1 protein-coding gene is annotated in these 223 nt (G+C 48.9%); it reads left to right on the top strand.

The annotated features are described in order from the left end of the window. Positions 1-41: 41 nt before the first annotated feature. On the top strand, positions 42-223 hold a 182-nt coding region (locus ACYVTD_RS19255; protein WP_461249176.1), incomplete at its 3' end, for a hypothetical protein.

Raw genomic sequence — 223 nt, 5'->3', positions numbered from 1 at the left:
TTGCCGCGAAACTGGCGCAACGCTACATCACGGACAGATTTATGCCGGATAAGGCGATTGATATTATTGATGAAGCCGCCGCTTTTAGAAAATTGGAAAACCGCGAGAAGCCGCATGAGATTAACGGGCTTGAAGACGAGATTGCCAAATTGTGCGAAGAAAAAACAGCCTATGTAAGCGGGGAGGATTACGAGCATGGCGCCGAAGTACGCGATAAAGCACG

The sequence above is a fragment of the Treponema sp. R6D11 genome, from assembly GCF_054786075.1.
This window is presented reverse-complemented; position numbering and strand designations above follow the sequence as displayed.